14 protein-coding genes are annotated in these 16,373 nt (G+C 66.4%); 9 read left to right on the forward strand and 5 right to left on the reverse strand.

The genetic code is table 11. The annotated features are described in order from the left end of the window. Window positions 1-171 precede the first annotated feature (171 nt). From OH705_RS02140 to OH705_RS02155, 4 genes are all read right to left on the reverse strand, one after another. Window positions 172-1,146: a PDR/VanB family oxidoreductase gene (locus tag OH705_RS02140; protein ID WP_094011098.1), complete on the reverse strand. Its 975-nt coding sequence runs from the start codon at window positions 1,144-1,146 to the stop codon at window positions 172-174. A gap of 64 nt (window positions 1,147-1,210) precedes the next feature. Next, a complete protein-coding gene (locus OH705_RS02145; protein WP_038705911.1) occupies window positions 1,211-2,332 on the reverse strand; it encodes an aromatic ring-hydroxylating oxygenase subunit alpha in 1,122 nt (373 codons plus the stop codon). Window positions 2,333-2,436: 104 nt separating this feature from the next. Then, the gene (locus tag OH705_RS02150; protein WP_094011100.1) at window positions 2,437-4,035 is read right to left on the reverse strand and encodes a BCCT family transporter; all 1,599 of its coding nucleotides are present in this window, start codon (window positions 4,033-4,035) and stop codon (window positions 2,437-2,439) included. A 234-nt stretch (window positions 4,036-4,269) separates the two neighbouring features. Next, complete coding sequence (locus OH705_RS02155) at window positions 4,270-5,361, reverse strand: tartrate dehydrogenase (protein ID WP_038705913.1); 1,092 nt, start codon at window positions 5,359-5,361, stop codon at window positions 4,270-4,272. A gap of 95 nt (window positions 5,362-5,456) precedes the next feature. Here OH705_RS02155 and OH705_RS02160 point away from each other — a divergent pair, with 95 nt between their 5' ends. The 8 genes from OH705_RS02160 to OH705_RS02195 all read left to right on the forward strand — a co-directional run bounded on the left by OH705_RS02160 (window position 5,457) and on the right by OH705_RS02195 (window position 14,324). Further along, window positions 5,457-6,368 (forward strand): LysR substrate-binding domain-containing protein, encoded by a 912-nt coding sequence (locus tag OH705_RS02160; RefSeq protein ID WP_267300801.1) that lies wholly within the window; start codon window positions 5,457-5,459, stop codon window positions 6,366-6,368. Window positions 6,369-6,530: 162 nt separating this feature from the next. Next, entirely contained in the window at window positions 6,531-9,362 is a 2,832-nt protein-coding gene (locus tag OH705_RS02165) for a xanthine dehydrogenase family protein molybdopterin-binding subunit (protein ID WP_267300803.1), read from the forward strand. Then, window positions 9,355-9,894, forward strand: coding sequence for a (2Fe-2S)-binding protein (locus OH705_RS02170; protein ID WP_023632847.1), 540 nt, complete (start codon window positions 9,355-9,357; stop codon window positions 9,892-9,894). Before OH705_RS02165 ends, OH705_RS02170 begins: the two co-directional genes overlap by 8 nt. Window positions 9,895-9,896: 2 nt before the next feature. After that, on the forward strand, window positions 9,897-11,108 hold the full coding sequence (locus OH705_RS02175; protein ID WP_267300806.1) for a c-type cytochrome: 1,212 nt from the start codon (window positions 9,897-9,899) through the stop codon (window positions 11,106-11,108). 3 nt (window positions 11,109-11,111) lie between these two features. Next, on the forward strand, window positions 11,112-12,083 hold the full coding sequence (locus OH705_RS02180) for an XdhC family protein (RefSeq protein ID WP_104444026.1): 972 nt from the start codon (window positions 11,112-11,114) through the stop codon (window positions 12,081-12,083). Next, the gene (locus tag OH705_RS02185) at window positions 12,080-12,643 is read left to right on the forward strand and encodes a nucleotidyltransferase family protein (protein ID WP_267300808.1); all 564 of its coding nucleotides are present in this window, start codon (window positions 12,080-12,082) and stop codon (window positions 12,641-12,643) included. Before OH705_RS02180 ends, OH705_RS02185 begins: the two co-directional genes overlap by 4 nt. Window positions 12,644-12,762: 119 nt before the next feature. After that, a complete protein-coding gene (hchA, locus tag OH705_RS02190; protein WP_023632594.1) occupies window positions 12,763-13,617 on the forward strand; it encodes a glyoxalase III HchA in 855 nt (284 codons plus the stop codon). Then, the gene (locus tag OH705_RS02195) at window positions 13,614-14,324 is read left to right on the forward strand and encodes a PA1136 family autoinducer-binding transcriptional regulator (protein ID WP_267300809.1); all 711 of its coding nucleotides are present in this window, start codon (window positions 13,614-13,616) and stop codon (window positions 14,322-14,324) included. The genes hchA and OH705_RS02195 overlap by 4 nt, the downstream gene beginning before the upstream one ends. Before the next feature lies 1 nt (window position 14,325). Here the strand turns inward: OH705_RS02195 and OH705_RS02200 are convergent, their stop codons facing one another. Next, on the reverse strand, window positions 14,326-15,318 hold the full coding sequence (locus OH705_RS02200; RefSeq protein ID WP_267300992.1) for an NAD(P)H-quinone oxidoreductase: 993 nt from the start codon (window positions 15,316-15,318) through the stop codon (window positions 14,326-14,328). A gap of 175 nt (window positions 15,319-15,493) precedes the next feature. Between OH705_RS02200 and OH705_RS02205 the strand changes: the two genes are divergently transcribed. Then, a complete protein-coding gene (locus OH705_RS02205; RefSeq protein ID WP_038705920.1) occupies window positions 15,494-16,366 on the forward strand; it encodes a LysR family transcriptional regulator in 873 nt (290 codons plus the stop codon). Window positions 16,367-16,373 lie beyond the last annotated feature (7 nt).

Consider the following 16,373-nt stretch of genomic DNA (forward strand, 5'->3'; position numbering starts at 1 on the left):
AGATGTTATCTCATAACAATTTATTGATCCACTGGCCCGCATTTGCATCGACGCCCCCGAAGCTATCGCGGGGCAAGCCCGTTCCTGCAGGTCACGCGCTATTCCTGCAGGCGCGGGCTTGCCCCGAGTTGGCATCGTTCGGCCCATTGGGACACGCTCTGACTCTGCCCCTCAGAGATCCAGCACCAACCGCGCCGAGCGCGCCCGCGACACGCACAGCATCATGCTCTGCTGCGCGGCCTTTTCCTCGTCGCTGAGGTATTGGTCGAAATGCTCGGCCTCGCCTTCGAGGATCGCCGTTTCGCAGGTGCCGCACACGCCTTCGCGGCACAGGCACTCGACCTTCGCGGCCTTGGACTTCTCGATGGCCTGGAGGATGGTCATGCCTTCCTCGACTTGCAGTTCGGTGCCCGACCGGGCCAGGACCACGGTGAAGGCCGCACCTGTGGCCGGCGCGGCGGCGGCGAACTGTTCCCAGTGCACCCGCGATTCGGCGATGCCAGCGGCGGCGGCGGTGGCGATCACCGCGTCGATCAGCGGCTTGGGCCCGCACACATAGAGGTGGGCGTCATCGGCCAGGCCCGCGCACAGCGCGGCGAGGTCGAGCTTGCGGTCCAGGCTGTCGATGTAGAACCGTGTGTTGCCGGCATGCGGGCCTTGTTCCAGATCGCCCTGGAAGGCGCCGTGTTCCGGGGCGCGGAAGGCGTAGTGCAGCTCGTAGGGGGTGGCGCCATCTTCCAGCTCGTGCAACTGCGCCAGGAACGGGGTAATGCCGATGCCGCCGGCGATCAGCACATGGCGCCCGGCATCGGCGTCCAGGGCGAACAGGTTGTTGGGGGTGGAGATGGTCAGCTCGCTGCCCACCGCGACCTGGTTGTGCATGAACGCCGAACCGCCCTTGGACTGCTCCTCGAGCCGCACGCCGATCTGGTAGCTGTGCAATTGACGCGGGTCGCTCATCAGCGAATAGGCATTGCTGAACTGGCTGCCGCAGGGCGACTGCATCTGCACGATCACGTGGCTGCCGCCGCTGAAGGCGGGCAGGGGGCCGCCGTCGGCGCGGGCCAGGGTGAAGCGCTTGATCTGCGGCGTGGCCTGTTCCACACCGGTCACGCGCACCTTGAACATCTCGTATTGCTTGGCCATGGCGTACCTCGACAACAAAGCCCCGCGCCAGGCCCTGGCGCGGGGCGGGGGAGCTGGGGTGTGTTCAGTCGTCCAGATGGGCGACCGCGATCAGGTTGTGGAAGTGGGCGATGCCGTGCTCGCTGACGCCGCTGCGCTGGGCGTCGACCATGATTCGGCCCTGGCCACGGTAGCCGCGGGACTTCAGGCCTTTCTGCACGCTCTCGACCAGGCGCAGGTCCTCGGGGCGGAATACTTCACGGTACCAGTCGATCAGCTTGTGCTGCTCTTCGCTGAGTTCCTTGTTGAGGAAGTAGATGTCGTAGTGCTGCAGGGTGGTCTCGGCATCGACCGGGAACTCGTAGATCACGGTCATGAAGTTGGCCCCTGGCGGTACGTTGAACATGGTGCACGGCCAGGCCCAGAAGCCGGCGAAGGACGGGTCTTTCACCGACTCGTCGAAGGTGAATGACTGCTCCGACGGTTTGGCCAGGCCGTATTGCAGGGTCCAGTTGCCGTGCAGGCTGTGGCTGTACTGGCCGACGTCCACCGAATCGGAGAAGCCGGGGTGGGCCGGGGCGCAGTGGTAGCACTCCAGGTAGTTGTCGACGATGGATTTCCAGTTGGCCGGAGTGTCGCTGACGAAGCGCGCGGCCAGATGCAGGTCGTCGATCACCGCGCAGGCTTCGCGCATGCGCTTCTGCATGCCCGGCAGTTGGTCTTCGACGGAGCCTGCGTCGTTGTCCATGTTGATGAAGATGAAGCCGGCGTATTCCTCCACGCGCAGCTGCACCAGGGTTGAATTGTCCTTGTCGAAGTTGGCCACGTTCTCGCAGTTGCGCGCATGGGCCAGCTCGCCGTCGAGCTTGAAGGTCCAGGCGTGGTACGGGCAGGTGATCACGTTCTTGGCCTTGCCGCTGCCTTCGAGCAGTTGGTGGCCGCGGTGCGGGCAGACGTTGTAGAAGGCCCGCAGCACGTCGTCGCGGCCCCGCACGACGATGATGCTCTCGCCGATCACCTGGCGGGTGATGTAGGCATTCTTCTCGGCGACTTCGCTGCGGTGGCCGACGCAGATCCAGCTGCGGGCGAAGATCGCTTCCTTCTCGTGTTCGAAGACGGCGGCCTGGGTGTAGAACTTGGCGGGGAGGGTGAAGGCCTCCTCGGGGTTGGCGCAGAAGTCGGCGGGCAGGCGTTTGAAATCGTTCATGGCTCTATCTCGGTTCTTATTGGTTAACGCGTATCTGATGGTTAACAAGCTGGGCAAAAAAATTTGCCAGAACGGGGCGGGCGAGCCCGCTCCCAGGTTGTATTTCAGTGCACCACGGCAGCGCTACGCGGTGCCTGCGGCTGCGGTTCCTCACCCGCCAGGCGGGTGGCCTCTTCCTCGATGCGGTACGCCGGCACCTGGCCGTAGTCGGCCGCCAGCCACTTGAAGAACCCGTAGATCTTTACCAGCAGGATCACCATGAACGGGATCGCGGTGAGCACCACGGCGGTCTTCATGGTCGACAGCGAGGCCTTGGCGAAGAGCATGGCCAGTGGCACCAGGGTCAGCACCACGCACCAGAACAGGCGCAGGGTGGGGCTTGGGTCTTCACCTTCGCGCAGGTTGCGGGTGCTGGTGGCGGCCACGGCGTAGGCGGCGGCGTCCATGTGCGAGGCGCAGAACACCGCCATGATGAACAGGTACGCGGCGAGGAACAGCGTGCCCCAGGGCAGGGCCAGCAACAGGTCGGTCACCGCGGCTTCGCCGCCCAGCGTACCGAGCAGCTTGGGTACGTCGATCTGGCCGTTGATGAACTGGTGCATGCTGTAGCTTTCCAGCGCGCCGAAGAAGAACCAGCAACCGAAGCTACCGCCCAGCAGCAGGGCGAACACCACTTCCTTGATCAGTCGGCCACGGGACACGCGGGCGACGAACATCGCCACGCCCGGGGCGTAGGACACCCACCACAGCCAGTAGAACACCGTCCAGTTGCGGGTGAAGGCGCCGTCTCCGGCGGGGTCGGTGAACAGGCTCATCTGCACGTAGTGCTGCAGCATCAGGCCGATGGAATTGGCGGTGTTGTTCAGGGTGAACTGGGTCGGCCCGACCAGCAGGACGATGGCGGCGAACACCAGGGCGCCGATGCAGACCATCTTCGAAAGGCGCTGCAGGCCGCCGTCGATACCGATGTACGAGCTCAGCGAGAACAGCAGCGCCACCGCGCCGATCACCAGCAACTGCACGGTGAAGGTGTTGGGGGTGCCGGCCAGGTCGGCAAGGCCGCGGGTCAGGGTCGATGCGGTGAGTGCCAGCGACACGGTCAGCGCGCCCATCATGGTCAGCAGGAAGATCAGGTCGACGGCGCGGCCGACCGGGCCGGTGGCCTTGAAACCGGTGACTGCCTCGATGATCGAGGCCAGGTTGAGGCCGCTCTTCTTGCGCACATGGAAGTGATAGGCCATGGCCAGCGAGGCCAGGGCGTAGATCGACCAGGCGCTGATGCCCCAGTGGAAGAACGAGTAGCTGACGCTGTATTCCAGGGCCTTGGCCGACATCGGCGCGATGTTCAGGCCTGGGGTCTGGTAGTAGTAGGCCCATTCCATCACGCCCCAGTACAGGGTCGAGGAACCCATGCCGGCGCAGATGAACATGAACACCCAGGTAGCGGTGGAATACTCGGGCTTGCCGGCACCCAGGCGGATGTTGCCGTATTTGCTGAAGGCCAGGTACAGCACGGCCAGGGAGCTGCCGAACACCAGTACCTGGACGCTGGTGCCGAAGGTGCGGGTGGCCACTTCGAACAGCTGGTTGGCGAGGGTTTCGGCCTGGGCAGGGAAGGCGGCAAGGCCGATCACGGTGAGCAGCACGGCCAACAGGCTCACGGCGATCAGGAACACGTCGATCTTTTTGTTATTGGGGGACATCAATTGTCTCCTGGAGCATTTTTTTTGTAGTAGGCGTCAGGCGTTGGGAAGTCCGTATCGAGGTTCTGTGTTTCCTTTCTGTTAACTAATGGATAACAAGTATCTTTTGGTTGACAGATTCTGCATTGAATCGAAGTGGGTGGCAATAGGATCGTCGGACAATCCGGATGATTGGGCTGGGTTGGCGATATCGCGGGGCAAGTCGCATCGGCCCCGCGATAACCTGATGCCGAATCAGGCGCCGAGCAGCTCGGCAATGGCCTTGCCCACTTCCTGGGTCGAGCGGCTGCCGCCCATGTCACGGGTGGTGTCGCCGTTGGCGATCACCGTCTCGATGGCCTTGAGGATGTCGTCGTGGGCCGCCTGGTAGCGAGCATCGTTGTTTTCCTGGCCGAGGAACTCGAGCATCAGCGCGCCGGACCAGATCATCGCGATCGGGTTGGCGATGTTCTTGCCGTAGATGTCCGGCGCCGAGCCATGCACCGGCTCGAACAGCGAGGGGAACTTGCGTTCGGGGTTGAGGTTGGCCGACGGCGCGATGCCGATGGTGCCGGCGCACGCCGGGCCAAGGTCGGAGAGGATGTCACCGAACAGGTTGGAGGCCACCACCACGTCGAAACGCTCCGGCTGCAGCACGAAACGGGCGCAGAGGATGTCGATGTGCTGCTTGTCCCAGCTGATCTCGGGATAGTGGGCGGCCATGGCGGCGGTGCGCTCGTCCCAGTAGGGCATGCTCACGGCCATGCCGTTGGACTTGGTCGCCGAGGTCACGTGCTTGCGCTCGCGGGTCTGCGCCACGTCGAAGGCGTACTTGAGGATGCGGTCGACGCCGCGGCGGGTGAACACCGATTCCTGCAGCACGAACTCGTTGTCGGTGCCTTCGAACATGCGCCCGCCCAGGGAGGAATATTCGCCCTCGGTGTTCTCGCGGATCACCACGAAGTCGATGTCGCCGGGCTGCTTGTTCGCCAGCGGGCAGGGCACGCCGGGGAACAGGCGCACCGGGCGGATGTTCACGTACTGGTCGAAGTCGCGGCGGAACTTGAGCAGGGAGCCCCACAGCGAGATGTGGTCCGGGACCTTGTCGGGCCAGCCGACGGCGCCGAAGTACAGGGCGTCGAAGCCCTTGAGCTGGTCGAACCAGTCGTCGGGCATCATCTTGCCGTGGGCCAGGTAGTAGTCGCAGCTGGCCCATTCGAAGAACTCGAACTGCAGGTCCAGGCCGTGCTTGCGGGCGGCGGCCTCGACCACGCGCAGGCCTTCGGGGAGGACTTCGTTGCCGATGCCGTCACCAGGGATGGCGGCGATCTTGAAGGTCTTGGTCATGGGGCGCATCTCGTGTCCAGGGAAGATGCACGCCATGCTATAAGGCTGTGCTTCGGAGATAATCCGGCAATCCATCAATTCTTGGTACACGAAACGTGAATAATCTGCCGAACCTGGATGACCTCGACATCTTCCTGCAGGTGGCCCGCCGCGCCAGCTTCGCCGCAGTGGCGGACGAGCGCGGCATGTCGGCGGCGTTCATCAGCAAGCGTATTCGCCTGCTGGAGGAAAGCCTCGGCGTGCGCCTGCTGCACCGCACCACCCGGCGGGTCACTGTGAGCGAGGAGGGCGAGCGCGTGTACCAGTGGGCGCAGCAGATCTTCGAGACCCTGCGGCGCATGGACGACGACCTCAACGCCGGCCAGCGCGAGCCGGCGGGGCAGCTGCGCATCGCCAGCAGCCTTGGGCTGGGGCGGCGCTTCGTGGCGCCGGCGCTGTCGGAGCTGGCGGCGCGCTACCCTGGGCTGGACATCCGCCTGGATGTGCATGACCGCCTGGTGGACCTGATCGCCGAAGGGGTGGACCTGGACATCCGCGTGGGCAACGTCATCGCCCCGCACCTGATCGCCAAGCCCCTGGCACGCAACCGTCGGGTGCTGTGCGCCGCCCCTGGCTACCTGGCCGCGCATGGCACGCCGCGGGTGCTGGCCGACCTGGCCAGCCATGACTGCCTGGTGATCAAGGAGCGCGACCACCCGTTCGGCCTGTGGCACCTGGAAGGCCCCCAGGGCGAGGAAAGCGTGCGCGTCACCGGCGGGCTTTCCAGCAACCACGGCGAGGTGGCGCACCAATGGTGCCTGGACGGGCAGGGGATCCTGTTGCGCTCCTGGTGGGACGTGCATGACAGCATTGCCGACGGGCGCCTGGTGCAAGTGCTGCCCGATTACCAGCAGGCGGCGGATATCTGGGCGGTTTATACCGCGCCGTTGGCAGGTTCGGCCAAGGTGCGGGTGGCGGTGGAGTTCTTCCGCCAGTACTTCGCCGAGCGCTATCGCTTGCCCGATTAAACCTTCGCGGCGCCCCGCGACAAGTTGTCTGCTTGACTTGCAGGGTACCCTACGATCGTTAACTTGACTTCATGGTCAGATTTTGTGATCGTGCGCGCCCTTTCAGTTTCTCAAGCACCAGAAAAAGCATGGGCAACCCAAGAGCTGCCCAGAGGATCAACCATGTCCAACCGTGATATTTCCCGGCGTTCGTTCCTGCAAGGCGGGCTGATCGCCGGTGTCGGCGTGACCATGGCGCCGCTCGGCAGCCAGGCGTTCGCCGCCCTGATGGAGAGCAAGGTCACCACCTCGCCGCAGAAGTGGATGAACCACGACGGCAAGGTGCGTTTGCGAAACGACGCGCTGTCCAAGGTCTGCGGCAACAAGGTGTTCGCCCGCGACATCCGTGCCAAGGACATGCCTGGCTGGCCACAGCAGCAAGGCCACGCCATGCTGCTCAAGGCGACCAAGGCCGACCGTATCTACGCGGGCTACGACCTGTCGCTGCTGGGCGCCGAGCTGCAGCCGGACCGCGTCGTCAGCGCCGATGACCTGAAGAAGGACGGCATCGCCTGGCCCGAGGCCCACTCGCCAGACCCCTTGCTGCCGCCCGGCCAGGTACCGATGTTCATCGGCCACCCGGTGGCGATCCTGATCTGGAACGACTTCGAGCGCTTCCGCAAGGCCAAGCTCAAGCTGCAGTTCAACGACCAGGCGATCCGCTACGGCGCCCAGGCCCCGCTGTACCAGCGCGATCCTTACGGCAGCTTCCGTTTCGTGCGCGTGGCCGGCAAGACGCCGTTCGACGAGGACGAATACTCGAGCCTGAAGAACACCATGCTGTTCCCCACCATCCTGGCGCGCAAGCCGGTATGGACCGCCGAGCCCAAGCAGCATGGCACCCTCACCGAGCAGGGGATGTTCTACGCCCAGCGCATCGACGAGCAGCTCAAGCAGCCGCCGGAAGACTGGCTGCTGTTCGACGAGCGTTACAAGACCCCGTCGATCGAGCCCGCAGCCCTCGAGCCGGACAACGGCAACGGCTGGTTCGACCCGGCCACCGGCACCCTGCATTTCGTCGTCGCCACCCAGTGTCCGTTCGAAGTGGCGCAGGAATGCGTGCACATGATCAAGCCATCGCGTTTCGGCCTGAAGCACCTGAACATCCACCCGGGCTACACCGTCGGCTACGGCTCCAAGGACAACAACATCTTCGTGTTCTACGCCGCCGTCGCCGCCCTGTACGGCGCGGGCGTGCCGATCCGCCTGGCCAACGACCGCTACGAGCAGTTCCAGAGCGGCATCAAGCGCCACCCGTTCGACATCCGCTACCAGCTGGCCGTCGACAAGAAGGACATGAGCTTCAAGATCTTCCGCGCCGACATGACCGTCGACGGCGGCGGGCGCATCAACTACAGCCCGTCAGTGGCCTCGGTGGGCGCTACCGCCGCGCAGTCGATCTACTACATGCCGCAGAACGACCTGTCGGTCACCGCCTACCACTCGCGCGGCGTCGAGGCCGGCTCCATGCGCGGCTACGGCACTCTGCAGAGCATGGCCGCCACCGAGATGATGGTCGACGAGATTGCCGATCGCCTGGGCGTGGATGCCATCGAGCTGCGCCGCAAGAACGCGCTCAAGTCGGGCATGAAGAACACCCAGGGCGCGGTACCCGCCGGTGCCCTGCGCCTGCACGAGATCCTCGACAAGGCCGCGGAACACGACTGGTGGAAGAACCGCCATGCGCGCAAGCAGGCCGAAGACGCCAAGGACCACGACAACTGGTACGGCGTGGGCTTCGCCATCACCCAGAAGGACTTCGGCACCGGCGCCGAAGCGCCGATGGCGGCGGTCGAGTTCACTGCCGATGGCCAGATTACTCTGCGCCATATCGGCACCGAGCTGGGCACCGGCATGTCGACCTCCCAGGCCCTGGTGGTCAGCGACTTCCTCGGCCGCGTCGCCGATCACGTGCAGACCGCCCAGACCGAATGGCCTGAGCTGCAACTGAGCACCAGCGGCAACCCCTACCTGATCAGCCAGGCCGAGCAGAACGCCGCGCTGCGCAACCCGCGCTGGGTCGCCAAGCTGGCTTCGCCGTCGTCGGCGACCAACTCGGCGTTCTACTTCAGCCACGCCACCCGCGAGGCGGCCCGAGTGCTGTTCAACCACGGCCTGTGGCCGGCGGCCATGGCCTTGTGGAGCCAGGGCCCGTTCGGCGGCCAGGCCAATCCGTTGGTGGTGCGCCGCGAGAACGCGGTGTGGGTCAACGGCGCGCTGACCGGCAATGGCCTGGAGCCGATCCCGTTCGCGGAGCTTGCCAAGAAGGCCCACGAGATGGGCCTGATTACCGGCGTCAGCGTACATGGCTTCAACCGCTGGAGCTGGGCCGAGGCCGACTTCGTCATCGACGGCGTGCGCGAGCGCCTGCCGCTCGATGCCCTGGCGGTGAAGTACGGCGACGGTGCGCTGAACGCGAAGAAGGCGCAGATGAACAGCGCCGGCTTCCACCTGCTCGACCGGCAGAACGTCGAGTACCCGGCCACCCAGCTGAACAACGCCATGGTCACCTACTACAGCCCGGTGGCGACCATCGTCGAGGTCAAGGTGAACAAGGGCAGCGGCGAGGTCAGCGTGCTCAACCACCACAGCTGGGTCGAGTGCGGCCGGGTGCTGGTGCCCGAGCTGGTCAAGGGCCAGCTCGAGGGCGGTATCGCCATGGGCATCGGCCATGCGCTGCTGGAGGAGATGCCGCTGTACGAGGGTGGCCCGGGCGAGGGCGACTGGAACTTCAACCGTTACCGCCTGCCGATGGCCCGGCATGTGGCGGTGTGGAAACAGACGTCCGAGATCCTGCCGCCGCTGTCGCCGACCGACCCGTCCAAGGGCATCGCCGAGGTGGTGATGATCCCGGTGGTCGGCGCCATCGGCAACGCCGTGGCCCATGCCATCGGCAAGCGTGTCCGCGACCTGCCCATCACCCCCGCCCGCGTCAAGGAGGCCCTCAATGGCTGACCGCAAGCTGCAACTGACCCTCAACGGTCAATCTGTCGTCACCGAGGTGGTCCCTGATGACCTGGCGATGATCGACTACCTGCACGAGTACCAGAACCTCACCGGCTCGCGCCTGGGCTGTGGGCAGGGCATCTGCCATGCCTGCGTGGTGATCGTCGACAACCCCGACGGCACCAGCGAGGAAGTGCGCACCTGCATCACCGGCGCGCACTATTTCGAGGGCAAGCAAGTGCGCACCATCGAAGGCCACGCCAAGCGCGACGAAGCGGGCAACCCCACCGAGTTGAACCCGATCCAGCAGAAGTTCGTCGACCGCTTCGCCTTCCAGTGCAGCTACTGCGCCCCGGGCTTCGTCAACGCCGCCACGGTGCTGGTGGAGAAGGCCCAGCGCAAGCCGCTGAAAAAGAGCGAGCTGGAGCAGGCCATCGAAGCCAGCCTCGGCCACCATGTGTGCCGCTGCACCGGCTATGTGCGCTACTACGAGGCGACCCGCGACGTGCTGGGCGACCTCGGCCTGGTCAAGGAGGGTTGAGCATGACGCGAGTTCTGAGCAGCCTGGCCCTGGCCATTGGCGCGCTGGTCGCCTGCAATGTCCAGGCGGCCGACGAGGCATTGATCAAGCGCGGCGAATACCTCGCCCGCGCCGCCGACTGCATGGCCTGCCACACCGCCGAAGGCGGCGCGCCCTACGCCGGCGGTCTGCCGATCCATTCGCCGTTCGGCACCATCTACGGCACCAACATCACCCCGGACAAGCAGCACGGCATCGGCAACTACAGCAGCGACGAGTTCTTCGCCGCACTCACCGAGGGCAAGAGCAAGGACGGCGCCAACCTCTACCCGGCCATGCCCTACACCTCGTACCACCTGATCAAGCGCGAGGACTCCGATGCGATCCACGCCTACCTGATGAGCGTGGCGCCAATCAACCGGCCGGCGCCGGAAACCAGCCTGAGCTTCCCGTTCAACGTGCGCACCGGCCTGATGGGCTGGAACCTGCTGTACGGCAAGAGCGTGCAGCTGGAGGAAGGCAAGGGCAACAGCGAGGCATGGAAGCGCGGCCAGTACATGGTCGAAGTGCTCGGCCATTGCGGCGAGTGCCACACTCCGCGCAATCCCATCGGCGCGCTGCAGCAGGACAAGCGCCTGACCGGCGGCCTGCTGCTGGGCTACCTGGCGCCGAGCCTGCTGGCCCAGGACCTGGCCGACCGCGGCTGGAACCAGGCCGACCTGGCGACCTTCCTCAAGCACGGTATCAGTGCCCAGGGCAGCATGTTCAACGAGATGTACCCGGTGGTGCACCACAGCACCCAGCACCTTGAAGACAGCGACCTGTCGGCCATGGCCACCTACCTGCTGGGCGACCAGCCGCCGGCGGCCAAGGTGGTGCAGGCGGTGGCCCATGAAACCCTGGGCGAGAGCGCCAAGCGTGGCCGCCAGCAGTACCTCAATGTCTGCGCCGGCTGCCACGGCGGCGATGGCGAGGGCAAGCCGCACATTGCCGTGGCCATGCAGGGCAACACCGTGTTGCGCCAGGCCGACTCGCGCAACCTGGTCAAGGCCATCGTCGACGGCATCCGCGAACAGCAGTTCACCGGCTTCGAGCGCATGCAGCCGATGCCGGGCTTTGCCGACAAGCTCGACGACCAGCAGTTGACCGACATGGTCAACTACCTGCGCGAAGCCTGGGGCGGCCTGCCGGGCGACCTGACCACCCAGCAGCTGGCCCAGCTGAAGGCGGATTGACCCGTGCAGCATCTCGACCTGCAGGTGGTGCGCCAGGCGGCGCAATGGTCGCGCGACGGCCTGCGCGTATGGTTGTGCAGCGTGCTGTGCACCTATGGCTCGGCGCCGCGCGCGCCGGGCTCGCTGCTGGCGGTAAGCGAGGGCGGGCACTGGGTGGGATCGCTGTCGGGCGGCTGCGTCGAGGATGACTTCCTCGAGCGGGTCGCCGCCGGCGAATTCGCCACGGCGGTTGCCGTGGTGCGCTATGGCGACGGCAGCGACACCCGCGGCAACATTCGCTTGCCGTGCGGCGGCATTCTCGACGTGCTGGTGGAGAACCTGCCCGGCGACTGCGCCACCCAGGCGCATCTTGCCGAGCTGGAGAGCGCCTTGCTCGGTCGTCGGCGGCTGTTGCGCGAGGTCGACCTGCGCAGCGGTGAACGGCGGCTGAGCGATGACCTCGGCCAGGGGCCACGGGTGGAGCGTGGCGAGCACTGCGTGCGCCTGCGCATCGGCGCCGCCCAGCGCCTGTTGCTGGCGGGGTATTCGAGCGTCGCGCATTTCTGCGCCGAATTCGGCAAGGGCCTGGGCTTCGAGGTGGTGCTGTGCGACCCTCGCGACGAGGTGATGGACAACGTGGCGCTGGACGGGATAGAAATCCGTCGTGAACTGCCTTCGCTGTTCATCGCCAACGGCGGCTGCCATCGCGACACCGCGGTGGTGGCGCTCACCCACGACCCCAAGATCGACGACCTGGCCATGCTCGAAGCAGTGCGTACCGAAGCGTTCTACATCGGGGTGATGGGTTCACAGGCCACCTCGGCCAAGCGTCGTGAGCGCCTGCGCCGTATCGGTGAGCTGGATGATGCCGACATGGCGCGCATTCATGCGCCGATCGGCCTGAACCTGGGCAGCAAGACGCCGGCGGAGATCGCCCTGGCGGTACTCGCCGATATCTTGCGGACCCGCAGCGGCATCGCCCGCGAGGCCTTGTGAAGGTCGTCGCCCTGGTGCTCGCGGCCGGGCAGGGCGCGCGCTTCGGCGCGGACAAGCGCCAGGCCCTGCTGGCCGATGGGCGCAGCCTGCTGCAGCACAGCGTCGAGCGCGCCCTGGCGGTGTTCGACGAGGTGCGCGTGGTGCTGCGCGCAGGCGAGCGGGCCGAGGATCTTGGGCTGCCGCCAGCCTGCCGGGTCGTCCACAGCCCCGAGGCGGGCCTGGGCATGGGTCATAGCCTGGCGGCCGGCGCGGCGTCGCTGGGTGACAGCGAGGGGCAGGCAGTGGCGATCCTGCTCGGGGACATGCCGTGGATCGCGGCGGAGACCTTCCGTCGTCTGCTCGCCTCGGCGGCGCCCTCGGTCATCGTGGTGCCGCGTCATCAGGGGCAGAACGGCCACCCGGTGGTGTTCGGCCGGGATTACTGGGCCGAGCTGACGCTGTTGGCTGGTGATGAAGGGGCGCGCTCGGTGCTGCGGCGGCATGCGAGCAGCGTTTTGCTCCTGGAATTGCAGGACAGCGGTGTGCTGCGCGACGTCGATACGCCCTCGGCGCTCGGCTAGACTGCCCGGGGGCCGCTGCGTCACCGACGCCACCATTGAGGGAAAACCCTCATTGCCGCTCATCCGGCGGCCTCCTAGCATGGATCCGGTTACCTACCCCAGGCCACAGGAGCACTACCATGACCAGCCCCAACGACGACAAACGCCCAACCCCCGACCCGGCCGAGGACAACGCCTTCTTCCCTTCGCCGTATTCCCTCAGCCAGTTCACTTCGCGCAAGTCCGACCTCAGCGGCGCCGACTATCCCGACGCCTACCGCGGCGGACGCTGGAAGGTCCTGCTGATCGGCGCCGACGAGCGCTACCTGCTCACCGACAACGGCACGCTGTTCTCCACCGGCAACCACCCGGTGGAAACCCTGCTGCCGATGTACCACCTGGACAAGGCCGGTTTCGCCTTCGACGTCGCGACCTTGTCGGGCAACCCGGTCAAGTTCGAATACTGGGCCATGCCCGGCGAGGACACCGAGGTGTTGGGCCTGTTCGACCGCTACAAGCCAGCGTTCAAGCAGCCGCGCAAGCTCGCCGATGTGCTGGAACAGGCCCTGGGTGAGGACTCGGACTATATCGGTGTGTTCATCCCGGGCGGCCACGGCGCGCTGATCGGCCTGCCGGAAAGCGAGGAAGTCGGGCGAGTGCTGAAATGGGCTGCGGACCACGACAAGTTCGTCATCACCCTGTGCCACGGACCGGCGGCGCTGCTGGCCGGCGGCAAGCTCTACGACGGCTACAAGATCTGCGCCTTCCCTGACGATCTGGATGCCAAGACCCCGGACATCGGCTACATGCCCGGCCACCTGACCTGGAAGTTCGGCGAACGCCTGCAGGGCCAGGGCGTCGAGATCATCAACGAGGGTATCTCCGGTGCCGTCCACCAGGACCGCAAGCTGCTCACCGGCGACAGTCCATTGGCCGGCAATGCCCTGGGCAAGCTGGCCGCCTCGGCGCTGCTCAAGGCAGTCAACGGCGGATGAGGGACCTGCCGTTCGACCAGGTGGTGCAAGCCGTCCAGCGGATCGCGCAGGCCACTGACCTCGCGGATATCCAGTCGGCCGTGCGCGATGTCGCCCGGCCGCTGGGCTATGACCGCTTCGTGCTGTTCAGCGCCAGCGCTGCGCGGGACGAGGTGGTCGAGCGTATCCATTGGGTGGAGGGTGACTGGTTCGGCGATGGCCAGGCGGTCGACGCCCAGACCTACGTGCGCCACTGTCCGGTGACCCGTCACCTGCTGGCGGCACGCGAGCCGTTCTTCTGGAGCAAGCGGCTGGACGATGGCAACGAGCGTTATCGCGTGGTGCGGACGCCGAGCGGGCCGGGTATCCACGGCTTGCAGGTGCCGGTGTTCGGTCCCGCAGGCCTGGAGGGCGCCATGAGTATCGGTGGTGCGCAGGTCGTGGCGACACCTGCCGCACGCCTGGCCCTGACGCTGCTGGCCCAGGCCGCGTTCGCGGGCGCTCGGCGGCTGCTGGAAGCGCCCAGCGGCCAGGGGCGTTTGTCCGAGCGTGAGCGCCAGGTCCTGGCCTGGACCGCCGCCGGGCAGCGCCAGGCCGATATCGCCGCCACCCTCGGACTATCACTGCGCACGGTGGAAAACCACCTGCGCGCCGCCCGCCGGCGCCTGGGGGTGAGCACCACCGCCCAGGCGATCAGGATCGCCCTGGGCAGCGGTGCGCTCGACTGACTCAGCCCTTGTGCGCGACGTTCAGCACCACCTTGCCGATATGCCGGCCCGACTCCATCAGTTCATGGGCCTGGCTGGCCGCGGCCAGTGGGAAGGTGGCGTGGATCAGCGGCTTGACCGCGCCGCTGCGTACATGGGGCCAGGCCTTGGCTTGCAACTCGCCGAGAATCGCCGCCTTGTCGTCGGCGCTGCGCGCGCGCAGGGTCGAGCCGATATGGGTCAGGCGCTTGGTCAGCAGTGAGAACAGGTCGACCTCGGTGGCCGGGCCCTTGACCACGCCGATCTGCACTATGCGCCCGTCCATGGCGGCGGCCCTGAAGTTCCGCGCCACGTAGTCGCCGGCGATGATGTCGACGATCACATCCACGCCCTTGCCGTCGGTGTGCGCCATGACTTGCTCGACGAAGTCCTCGCGGGTGTAGTCGATGGCCACGTCGGCGCCAAGTTCGAGGCTTGCGGCCTGTTGCCCGGCGCCATTGACCGTGGTGAAGATCTTCGCCGCGCCGAAGGCCCGGGCCAGCTGCGTCGCGGTAGTGCCGATGCCCGACGCGCCGCCATGGATCAGCACGCTTTCACCGGCCTTGAAGCCGCCGCGCTGGAACAGGTTGACCCACACGGTCATGAAGGTTTCCGGCAGCGCCGCGCCCTCGACCATCGACAGGCTTTCCGGCAGGTGCGCGGTGGTGCGTTCGTCGGCCACGGCGTACTCGGCATAACCACCGCCCTGAACCAGCGCGATCACGGCATCGCCGAGGGCAAAGTGACGGACCTGCTCGCCGATGGCCACCACCTTGCCGGCGATCTCCAGGCCCGGGATGGCCGGCGCGCCGGCGGGTGGATCGTACAGGCCCTTGCGCTGCAGCAGGTCGGGGCCGTTGACGCCGGCGGCATGCACCTGCACCAGCACCTCGCGCGGGCCTGGCTGGGGCGTGGCATGGCTGGCAACCTGCAGGACCTCGGGGCCGCCTGGCCGGGTGATGTCGATGGCGCTCATTTGGCTGGGGATGATGTGACGCATGAAGACCTCTGTCATTCTGAAGAAAGGCCGTGTCGGCCCGTTGCATCACAGGGTATGCAAGCCGGGTTGCCCGGTCGCGCGGCGATTTTGCGACGCACCTTTGCAGATTTTCTTCAGCCGGCAGTGGCTGCGCTGAATCAGGAGTAGACCAATGAACTGGGATGATGCGCGCATGCTGCTGGCCTTGAGCCGCGAACAGACCCTGCGCCGCGCCGCCCGCGTGCTGCGGGTCGACCAGGCCACGGTGGGCCGGCGAGTGGCGGCGCTGGAGGCGGACCTGGGCTCGACCCTGTTCCTGCGCACGCCGGCCGGCTACCAGTTGACCGCCATCGGTGAAGTGGCCGTGGAAATGGCGCAGAAGATGGAACAGGCGGCCCTGGAACTGGCCCGCCGAACCCGAGGCGCGGATAACGAGGAGGCCGGCGAAGTGCGCATCGCCACTACCGACTCCCTGGCCCTGGAATTCGTCATCCCGGCACTGCGGCAGGTGCACGAGACCCATCCCGAGGTGCGCGTGGTGCTCAGCGGCAGCTCGGAGATCGTCAACCTGTCGCAACGCGAAACCGACATCGCCATCCGCAATCAGCGCCCGGACAGCCCCGACCTGGTGCTGCGCAAGCTGGCCAGCTGGCAGATGGGCCTGTTCGCCTCGGCGGATTACCTGGCGCGCCGGGGCGTGCCGGAAGAGGGCAGCTTTGCCGGCCACGACCTGGTGGTGTATGAGCCGTATTGGCGCGACCGTGCCGAACCGACCCTGGTGGACGTGCCCATGGGCGAAGGGCGGGTGGTGATGGCGGCCAACGCCAGCATGATGCTGCGCCGCGGCATCGCCGAAGGCCTGGGCCTGGGGGAGATCCCGGTGGAGCTGGGGCAGCGTGACGGCTTGCGGCGAGTCTGGCCCCAGCGTACGCGCAGCCAGCCCTACGAGGTGTGGATGGTCACCCACCAGGACCTGCGCCACACGGCGCGGGTGCGCGCGGTGATCGACCAGTTGGTGCGGGCGTTTGCCGGGCCAGGCGAGTGACGGGCGC

The organism is Pseudomonas sp. BJa3, assembly GCF_026343815.1.
In the GTDB taxonomy this organism is placed as follows: domain Bacteria; phylum Pseudomonadota; class Gammaproteobacteria; order Pseudomonadales; family Pseudomonadaceae; genus Aquipseudomonas; species Aquipseudomonas soli.

Coding starts and splice junctions, on each gene's coding strand:
- OH705_RS02145 (WP_038705911.1), bottom strand. CDS start 2,332: ATGAACGATTTCAAACGCCTGCCCGCCGACTTCTGCGCCAACCCCGAG.
- OH705_RS02170 (WP_023632847.1), top strand. CDS start 9,355: ATGGCTGACCGCAAGCTGCAACTGACCCTCAACGGTCAATCTGTCGTC.
- OH705_RS02205 (WP_038705920.1), top strand. CDS start 15,494: ATGAACTGGGATGATGCGCGCATGCTGCTGGCCTTGAGCCGCGAACAG.
- OH705_RS02140 (WP_094011098.1), bottom strand. CDS start 1,146: ATGGCCAAGCAATACGAGATGTTCAAGGTGCGCGTGACCGGTGTGGAA.
- OH705_RS02195 (WP_267300809.1), top strand. CDS start 13,614: ATGAGGGACCTGCCGTTCGACCAGGTGGTGCAAGCCGTCCAGCGGATC.
- OH705_RS02165 (WP_267300803.1), top strand. CDS start 6,531: ATGTCCAACCGTGATATTTCCCGGCGTTCGTTCCTGCAAGGCGGGCTG.
- OH705_RS02200 (WP_267300992.1), bottom strand. CDS start 15,318: ATGAGCGCCATCGACATCACCCGGCCAGGCGGCCCCGAGGTCCTGCAG.
- OH705_RS02175 (WP_267300806.1), top strand. CDS start 9,897: ATGACGCGAGTTCTGAGCAGCCTGGCCCTGGCCATTGGCGCGCTGGTC.
- OH705_RS02150 (WP_094011100.1), bottom strand. CDS start 4,035: ATGTCCCCCAATAACAAAAAGATCGACGTGTTCCTGATCGCCGTGAGC.
- OH705_RS02155 (WP_038705913.1), bottom strand. CDS start 5,361: ATGACCAAGACCTTCAAGATCGCCGCCATCCCTGGTGACGGCATCGGC.
- hchA (WP_023632594.1), top strand. CDS start 12,763: ATGACCAGCCCCAACGACGACAAACGCCCAACCCCCGACCCGGCCGAG.